Genomic DNA, 2,274 nt, shown 5'->3' with positions numbered 1-2,274 from the left:
GTACCGCAACGACGCCTCGACCTTCGCGATCGACAAGGCGGCCGAGGCGCTGGCGGCAACGCACCGCACGCGCGGCCGCATCGAGTTCTACGGCGTCGGCAACTCCGGCGTGGTGGCGCTCGACGCGCAGCACAAGTTCTTTCGCCTCGGCGTGAACACGATCTCCTACAGCGACGGCCACATGCAGGTGATGAGCGCCACGCTGCTGGGGCCGGGCGACTGCGTGGTCGTGATCTCCAACTCCGGCCGCACGCGCGACCTGATGGACGCCTGCGACATCGCACGGCGCAATGGCGCCACCACCATCGTGATCACGGCCACAGGCTCCCCGTTGGCGGCCGCGGGTCAGCTGCACCTGGCGGCCGACCATCCGGAGGGCTACGACCGCTACAGCCCGATGGTGTCGCGGCTGCTGCACCTGATGATCATCGACGTGCTGGCCACGACGGTGGCCCTGCGCATCGGCGGCGGCAGGCTGCAGCCGCTGTTGCGGGAGATGAAGAACAACCTGCGGTCGAAGCGGTACGCGTGAGCGGGATCGCTGGGCTTCGCGCTTCGCGCTCAGCCCCAGCCTACGAGTACGCGACGCAGCGTTGACCATCGCGGGCGCTGGCGTTTCGGTAGGCTGGCGCTGGAGCGAAGCGAAAGCCCAGCGCTTCGGCCCTCAAATCCGCCCCTCCTCCACCGCATGGCACGCCACGCGCACCCCGCGGATCTCCAGCAGTGCCGGCCTTTCCGCCTTGCAGCGCGCATTCGCATGCGGACAACGCGGATGGAACGCGCACCCGCTCGGCGGGTTCAAGGGGTTCGGCACCTCGCCCTGCACCGGCGTGCGCGCGCGCCCCGTGTCGTGCATCTTCGGGATCGCATCGAGCAGCATTCGGGTGTAGGGATGGCGTGGCTGCGCGAACAGCTGCTGCTTGTCCGCCAGTTCCACCAGCCGCCCGAGGTACATCACGCCGACGTCGTCGCTCACGTGGCGCACCACCGCGAGGTTGTGCGAGATGAACAGGTAGGTCAGGCCCAGCCGCCGCTGCAGGTCCTTCATCAGGTTGAGCACCTGCGCCTGTACGCTCACGTCGAGCGCGGAGGTCGGCTCGTCGCAGACCAGGAAGTCGGGATGGGTGGCCAGCGCCCGCGCGATCGAGATGCGCTGCCGCTGCCCGCCCGAGAACTGGTGCGGATAGCGCGCGGCGTCCTGCGCGGCCAGGCCGACGGAGGACAGCAGTTCGGCCACCCGCTCCCGTAGGTCCGCGGCACCGGTCACGAGCCCGTGCTCCTTCAGCGGCTCGGCCACGATGTCCTGCACCTTCCAGCGCGGGTTGAGGCTCGCGTACGGATCCTGGAAGATCATCTGGATGCGACGGCGCAGCGTGCGGCCTTCGGCGCTGCGGAAGGCCGCGTGCGCGTCCTGGCCGTCGAAGGCGAAGCTGCCGCGCGTGGGCGCATAGAGCCCCACCAGCAGGCGCGCGACGGTGCTCTTGCCGCAGCCCGATTCGCCCACCAGCGCCAGCGTGCGGCCCGGCGCGATGGAAAAGCTCACGCCGTCGACGGCGTGCAGCAGCTGGCGCGGCTTGCGTTCCAGCACGCGGTTGAGCCAGGGGGCGGAGACGTCGAAGGTCTTGGCGAGGTCGGTGGCCTGGACGAGGGGTCGGGAGCTGCCCCTCACCCCCACCCTCTCCCCAGAGGGGAGAGGGTGCGAATCGCCGGAGAGAGAGTCCAACGGGAGGACGCTGCTCATGCAGGGATCTCCGCATTCGCAGCGTGCAGCCAGCAGGCGGCGCGGGTGGCGCCGGCGGCGAGCAGTTCGGGGCGCTCGCGCGTGCAACGCTCGAAGGCGCGCGGGCAGCGCGGGTTGTAGGCGCAGCCGGGCGGGATGGCGTTCAGGCGCGGCATCGCGCCGTCGATCTGGGCCAGGCGCTCGCGCTCGCTCTCCATGTCCGGGATCGACGCCATCAGGCCCATGGTGTAGGGATGCGCCGGCTGGTGGTGGCCGACGAGCCGACCACGGCGCTCGACGTGTCGATCCAGGCCCAGATCATCCAGCTGCTCAAGCGCATCTGCCGCGAGCACGGCGCGGCCGTCATGCTGATCACGCACGACATGGGCGTGATCGCGGAGACCTGCGACCGCGTGGCGGTGATGTACGCGGGCCGGCTGGCGGAGATCGGGCCGGTGCACCAGGTGATCCACCAGCCCGCGCATCCCTACACCATGGGCCTGATGGCGTCGATCCCGGACATGGAGAGCGAGCGCGAGCGGCTGGCCCAGATC

The 2,274-nt window shown here is 70.2% G+C and carries 2 protein-coding genes and 2 pseudogenes; 2 read left to right on the top strand and 2 right to left on the bottom strand.

What is annotated here, in order from left to right:
• On the top strand, positions 1 to 532 hold a 532-nt coding region (locus tag VFM98_RS19995; protein ID WP_325111650.1), incomplete at its 5' end, for an SIS domain-containing protein.
• 132 nt (positions 533 to 664) lie between these two features.
• On the opposite strand, the gene VFM98_RS19990 is transcribed toward VFM98_RS19995, so the two are convergent.
• Together VFM98_RS19990 and VFM98_RS19985 are read right to left on the bottom strand one after the other, a co-directional pair.
• Entirely contained in the window at positions 665 to 1,669 is a 1,005-nt protein-coding gene (locus VFM98_RS19990; protein ID WP_325111649.1) for a dipeptide ABC transporter ATP-binding protein, read from the bottom strand.
• A gap of 68 nt (positions 1,670 to 1,737) precedes the next feature.
• Positions 1,738 to 1,989: pseudogene (locus VFM98_RS19985) on the bottom strand (oligopeptide/dipeptide ABC transporter ATP-binding protein); the annotation flags it as partial.
• Here VFM98_RS19985 and VFM98_RS19980 point away from each other — a divergent pair.
• Positions 1,984 to 2,274, top strand: a pseudogene (locus tag VFM98_RS19980) (methionine ABC transporter ATP-binding protein); the annotation flags it as partial. The pseudogenes VFM98_RS19985 and VFM98_RS19980 overlap by 6 nt on opposite strands.

Origin of the sequence: Ramlibacter sp. (assembly GCF_035706265.1) — a bacterium.
Lineage (GTDB): Bacteria > Pseudomonadota > Gammaproteobacteria > Burkholderiales > Burkholderiaceae_C > Ramlibacter.
This window is presented reverse-complemented; position numbering and strand designations above follow the sequence as displayed.